This window comes from Finegoldia magna (assembly GCF_018371055.1).
Taxonomy (GTDB): domain Bacteria; phylum Bacillota; class Clostridia; order Tissierellales; family Peptoniphilaceae; genus Finegoldia; species Finegoldia magna_I.
Window position 1 is genome coordinate 1 of record NZ_JAGYZD010000096.1, and the last position, 6083, is coordinate 6083.

The 6083-nt window shown below is 33.5% G+C and carries 6 protein-coding genes; all 6 read left to right on the forward strand.

From position 1 onward, the window contains the following. Nucleotides 1–260 precede the first annotated feature (260 nt). Nucleotides 261–1211, forward strand: coding sequence for a hypothetical protein (locus tag KHW44_RS05365; protein WP_304066876.1), 951 nt, complete (start codon nucleotides 261–263; stop codon nucleotides 1209–1211). Nucleotides 1212–1360: 149 nt separating this feature from the next. Next, the gene (locus KHW44_RS05370) at nucleotides 1361–1687 is read left to right on the forward strand and encodes a carboxymuconolactone decarboxylase family protein (protein ID WP_002835813.1); all 327 of its coding nucleotides are present in this window, start codon (nucleotides 1361–1363) and stop codon (nucleotides 1685–1687) included. Nucleotides 1688–1777: 90 nt separating this feature from the next. Then, entirely contained in the window at nucleotides 1778–2335 is a 558-nt protein-coding gene (locus KHW44_RS05375) for a TetR/AcrR family transcriptional regulator (RefSeq protein ID WP_294684877.1), read from the forward strand. Nucleotides 2336–2485: 150 nt separating this feature from the next. Beyond that, the gene (locus KHW44_RS05380) at nucleotides 2486–3883 is read left to right on the forward strand and encodes a radical SAM protein (protein ID WP_304066881.1); all 1398 of its coding nucleotides are present in this window, start codon (nucleotides 2486–2488) and stop codon (nucleotides 3881–3883) included. Between the two features lie 94 nt (nucleotides 3884–3977). Next, the gene (gene msrB / locus KHW44_RS05385) at nucleotides 3978–4922 is read left to right on the forward strand and encodes a peptide-methionine (R)-S-oxide reductase MsrB (protein WP_304066883.1); all 945 of its coding nucleotides are present in this window, start codon (nucleotides 3978–3980) and stop codon (nucleotides 4920–4922) included. Between the two features lie 132 nt (nucleotides 4923–5054). After that, nucleotides 5055–5966 (forward strand): DMT family transporter, encoded by a 912-nt coding sequence (locus KHW44_RS05390; RefSeq protein ID WP_304066886.1) that lies wholly within the window; start codon nucleotides 5055–5057, stop codon nucleotides 5964–5966. The last annotated feature ends 117 nt before the right edge of the window (nucleotides 5967–6083 follow it).

Below are 6083 nucleotides of genomic sequence, written 5' to 3' on the forward strand. Positions count from 1 at the left end.
TAATATATTTAACAGTTAAAATTATATCACAACTTCACTAAATTTGCTCATTTTTTCTGTAATCTTTAGAATTTCTTAACGTTTGAAATCAAAAAAATACCCACACTACTATTATAAGTGTTTTGCAAATACATTTATCTTTAATTAATAACCATTTTTATTTTATAAAAAATTTACAAAACATTGAAACATCCATTAAATAATGTGTATAATTAAATTGGAAGAAAACGAATCTTCACTACATAAATTAGGAGCTAAAAATGAAAGTGAAAAATTTATTTAAAATGTTGGCTATTGCACTATTGATTTGCTTGAGTGTGCAAGTAAATAGCTATGCAATGGACTATCCGGAATACGACGGAATACAATATGGTGCAGCATTTGATGCTATGACTACTGTTATCTACAATAAAGATGGAATACTTGTAGACCCATACGATGGTAAACCATTTAAAGAAAGAAATACATGGGTAAAATTTGGCGATGGTAAATTAAAATATGAGGATATAGCAAATGATCAACAAAAAAATTATGATTATCAAGCAGAATCTCTATATTATATAAATTGGGTCGATGCTAACGGAAAAATCGATAAATCCAAAAAATATGATGACGTTAAAGACAGACGTGCGTATGATATTATGAGATTTATAATCAAGAAGAATCCTGCCAACAAAAAAGACGTAATAGTTATCTTGAAAAATACCAACACTGGAGAAACTCGTAAAACAGTTGTACCTTATGGTAAGAAAAAAGAAAGGCCATTAGATTATGGACATTATGTAATCGAAAAAATGTATCAAGAAAGCGTTGACAATAAAGAATTCGAAATCATACCTGATAGATCAGAAATTACATTAAACGACTATACTCGTACTAATTATGATAATAACATCTACCTCACTGTAGCTGAAAACACAGAATACAAAGAAAAACAAAAAAAGAAACAAGAAGAAGAAAAGAAGAAACAAGAAGAAGAGAAAAAGAGACAGGAAGAAGAGAAAAAGAAAGCCGAAGAAAAACGCCAAAAAGAAGAACAACTAAAAAAAGAAAACGAAGAAAAACAAAGAAAATACGAAGAAAAACTCGCCCAACAAAAACTTCAACAAGAACAACAAAAAGCCAAGCAAAAGCGCATCACAATCGCTGTCGTTGTCGCTTCAGTTATTTTGATAGCAGCTGGAATTGTATTGTATAAGAAGAGAAGATAGTATTTTTGATTTAAAAAACAATTATATAAAATATCTATAAATCCCCCATCATTTATTGAAATCTTCTATAATTAAGATTTTGTACGTTGTATTTGATAAGATTATATTAACAAGGCAATGCAAATTGTCGAAAAAAAAGGAGGTAATTTATGGATAGTAAAGAAGTATTGGCTGAAAACTCAAAATTATTTGGAGAACATTTACCAGATGTAGCTAAGAATTTCTCTGGTATGTGTGGAGAAATTTTTAAAGACGGAAAATTATCTTTGAAGGAAAAAGAATTGATAGCTCTTGCAATCGGAATTACTGTAAAATGCGACGGATGTATCGTTCATCACACTAAAGGATGTATTGATGCAGGTTGTACAATCGAAGAAATCTCAGAAATGATGGAAGTTTGCGTTGCTATGGGTGGTGGCCCTGCTACAGTTTACGCTGGAAAATCTTTGAGAATTGCTGAAGAATTATTAAAATAATTGCGATTGACTGGCTGCATTATCTGCAGCTAGTTTTTTTGTGGAAATTTTTCTGGATTTGGAATATGATTATGTTAAAAGGGGGAGTTTATGAACGCGGATTATACGAAGAAAATGATAATGGAAAATTTAATTAATCTTCTCAACAGAATACCTCTGAATAAAATTACGGTGGGAAAACTAGCTGAAGAATGTGGAATCAACAGAAACACTATTTATTATCATTTCAAAGATTTGAATCAAATCATAGACACGATTTTTGAGATCAGATTACAGAAGGTATTGGATGAGTCAGAGGATATGTCGTGGGAGGATAATTTTATCGAAGAAATGCAGTTTGCTATTGATAACAAAACCGCGATTTATCACATTTACAATTCTATTTCTAGAAAAACACTGTCTGATTATTTGTACAATAAATCGGGACAAATTATGAGAAACTACATAGAAAATGTGGACAAGGAGATTCATGCAAAGAAGGATGACAAGGAGATTATTATTAAATTCTTCCAAAGTGCAATTACGGATTTGGTTATCAGATGGCTAACTTCAGGAATGGATGAGGATATCGAGAAAAAAATAAAAAGGATAGGATTTTTATTAAAAGATACTGTTAAATCTTCATTAACTAGGAGTAAAATGAATTAATTTTTTAGATTTTTTTTCATTTTTGTTAGAATTTTAGGCAAATACACCATTTTGTCCAAAGACTTTGATTAACGTTTGAGATACAATGAAGTTAAGAGATATATCTAACAGGATAGTTCTAAAAATTTTAATATATGAAAAGGTGGTTATATGAAAATTATAGAAGCTGGAAAAAGATATGGATTTGATAAGGTATTCGATTACGTTGCGAAAGATCCTCAAAAACGAGGGGTACAATTAGTCGAATGGGCAGAAAACCTTTCACACGGAGATTTCGCGCCTCAAATTAAAATTATAAGGGAAGTTTTTGAAGACGAAAATCACCCTTACCATAGTTTTGTGATGAAAATTTTCCAAGAAGTTGACAAAAAACAAATGAAAAAAGTAGCGTATAACTTTTTTATGAATGCGTCTGTTTTGGGATGGCAAACCCAACAAAAATACAGAGAAGAATACAATTGTAATATCCCTTGGGCAATTTTGTTGGATCCTACATCTGCATGTAACTTAAAATGTACTGGATGTTGGGCTGCTGAATACGGCTACAAACAAAACCTAAGCTATGATGAGATTGATTCTATCATCACTCAAGGAAAAGAATTGGGAACTTATATGTACATATACACAGGCGGTGAACCTCTTGTGCGTAAAGATGATTTGATCAAATTGTGTGAAAAACACAACGACTGTGTATTCTTATCATTTACTAATGCAACTTTAATTGACGAAGATTTCGTAGACGAAATGCAAAGAGTTGGTAATTTCATTCCTGCGATTTCACTTGAAGGTTTTGAAGAAGCAACTGACGGTAGACGTGGAGAGGGTGTTTATAAAAAAGTAATCAAAGCAATGAAGATGCTACAAGAACGTCATTTGATTTACGGTATTTCTTGCTGCTATACTTCACAAAACTTTGATTCAATTACAAGCGAAGAATACTACGATTACCTAATAGAGTTAGGTGCATATTTCGTGTGGTACTTCCACTACATGCCAGTTGGAAATGCTGCTGTAACTGATTTACTACCTACTCCTGAACAAAGAAAACAAACTATCGAAAGGCTAAGAAAATATAGAGCAGAAAAACCATTATTCGCATTGGATTTCCAAAACGATGCTGAATATGTTGGAGGTTGTATTGCAGGTGGAAGAAGATATCTTCACATTAATGCATCCGGCGATGTGGAACCTTGCGTTTTCATTCACTACAGCGATTCTAATATCAGAGAAAAATCTTTATTGGATTGTTTGAGAGCTCCCCTATTTACAAAATATCACGACGGTCAACCATTCAACGATAATATGTTGATGCCTTGTCCAATGCTTGAAAATCCAAACGAACTTAGAGAAATGGTTCATAGCACTGATGCTCAGTCTACTGATTTGGAATCTAAGCAAACTGTAGATTCACTTTGTGGTAACTGCGATGAATATGCGAAAAACTGGGAAGTTGAAGCAGAAGAAATCTGGGACAAAAGTCCAAAGAAAGAAAGATTCAAGGGTTCATATCACACAATGAATCGCCAAGAAACGATGAAATCAAAATAATTTCAATGAGCAGCTTTTAATAGCTGCTTTTTGTCTGCAAATTTTTCTTGAATAAAAAATATTTAACTGGGTATAATTTTCTAAGAGGTGTAATATGAGATTTATTGAAAAAAGTACGATATATTTAGCTGGTGGATGTTTTTGGGGAGTGGAAGCTTATTTCAAAAAATTACAAGGCGTCATTGATACTGACACAGGCTATGCGAATGGCGATGGAACAGACACTGATTATAGAAGAGTAAAACAAACTCATCACGCAGAAACGGTGAGAATTGTCTACGATAAAAACAGATTGGATTTGGCAGAAATTTTGCTTCACTATTTCAGAATTATCAATCCAATTTCTGTAAATAAACAAGGAAATGATGTTGGTGAACAATACAGAACGGGTATTTTCTACGAAGATGAAAAAGATTTGGAAATCATCAATTCCGTTATGAAATACATTCAAACAAAATACGATGAAAAGCTAACTGTTTTGGTTGAAAGGTTAGAAAATTTTGTGTTAGCAGAAGATTATCACCAAGATTATTTGGACAAAAATCCTGGTGGATATTGTCACATCAATTTGAATGCTTTTGATGAGGATTTGGATACGACTGAATACAAGAAAATGTCCGATGAAGAATTGAAACAAAATCTATCCGATGTGAGCTACAGAGTTACTCAAAACGAAGCTACTGAACGCCCTCACACATCTTCTTATAATGATTTTGATGAAAGAGGAATCTATGTCGACATCGTAAGTGGTGAGCCGTTATTTTCTTCAAAGGACAAATACGATGCCGGCTGTGGTTGGCCATCATTTACGAAAACTATTACGTCAAGTTCTGTAAATTATTCCGATGATCACAAATTATCTAGAGTTAGAACTGAAGTTAGAAGCAAACACGCTGACAGTCATTTGGGTCATGTGTTCGACGATGGTCCTAGTGAAAAAGGCGGTCTTAGGTATTGCATCAACGGTGCAAGTTTGAGATTTGTCCCATTAGAAAAAATGGAAGAAGAAGGATATTCACAATATATTCCGTTCGTATAAATCGGAAAATCACAAGGAGGACACTGTTCCTCCTTTTTTTGTGTGCAAATTAATTTATTGGGCATTTTAGGTGTTTACAAATCATACGAAAACTGGGATAATATATCTGAAATTAAATAAGAGGAGGAAAAAATGGATAAAAAGAAAGCAAATTTACTTGCTAAATTAGCGTTATTAATAGTAGCTATCCTTTGGGGAAGTTCTTTGACTGTGGTTAAGCAATCTTCCAAAACATTCAATCCCAACTTTATTTTGGCGATAAGATTTACGTTGGCAGCTATTTTATTATCAATCATTTTCTGGAAGAGACTTCGCCAAGCAAAATTTGACGACATAAAAAACGGACTTTTGATCGGAATATTTTTGTTCATGGCGTATTCATCACAAACTTTGGGAGTAAAATTCGCAGATCCAGGAAGAAGTGGATTCTTGTCTGCATCTTATTGCGTAATCGTTCCTTTTTTGGGGTGGATTGTGTTCAAGCAAAGACCAGACAGATATAATTTGTCGGCGGCTGCTTTGTGTATAACTGGAATATTTTTCATATCGCTTTCGGGATCAAGCGCTCACGTGGATAATCCATTGGCATGGCTTGGAGATTTACTAGCTTTACTTAGCGGATTGTTGTTCGCATCGCACATAATCGCAGTAAGTGCACTTGCAAGAGGTCGTGATCCTATTGTTATGACGATATTGCAATTTATAATGGCGGCTGTGTTGTCTTGGATAACTACAATTATAGTAGAAAACAATTCAAATCTTGTCGTAACTTCAAGATCTGTGATGGAATTATTGTACTTAGCAGTAATGTGTACAGCAGTTGCACTATTACTTCAAAACATCGGACAAAAATACACAAACCCATCCACTGCAGCAATTATTTTGGGATTCGAGTCAATATTTGGAATTTTAATTCCTGTACTTATCGGAATCGAATCATTGACACTTTTCTCAGTAATCGGATTTGTATTCATATTCGCAGCAATTCTTGTCAGCGAGACAAAACTTTCGTTCTTGAAAAAGGACACAATAACTGCACAATAAATAGTACTTTTTAAGTACCAATTAAAAAACAGATAGCTAATTACAGCTATCTGTCTTTGTTTTGGCGGAGAAAGTGGGATTCGAACCCACGTGGGAAATAATCCCAAACGCATTTCG

Bases quoted from the DNA above. Each gene is read 5' to 3' on its own strand.
- KHW44_RS05390 (WP_304066886.1), top strand. From the start codon at position 5,055: ATGGATAAAAAGAAAGCAAATTTACTTGCTAAATTAGCGTTATTAATA.
- KHW44_RS05375 (WP_294684877.1), top strand. From the start codon at position 1,778: ATGAACGCGGATTATACGAAGAAAATGATAATGGAAAATTTAATTAAT.
- KHW44_RS05380 (WP_304066881.1), top strand. From the start codon at position 2,486: ATGAAAATTATAGAAGCTGGAAAAAGATATGGATTTGATAAGGTATTC.
- KHW44_RS05365 (WP_304066876.1), top strand. From the start codon at position 261: ATGAAAGTGAAAAATTTATTTAAAATGTTGGCTATTGCACTATTGATT.
- msrB (WP_304066883.1), top strand. From the start codon at position 3,978: ATGAGATTTATTGAAAAAAGTACGATATATTTAGCTGGTGGATGTTTT.
- KHW44_RS05370 (WP_002835813.1), top strand. From the start codon at position 1,361: ATGGATAGTAAAGAAGTATTGGCTGAAAACTCAAAATTATTTGGAGAA.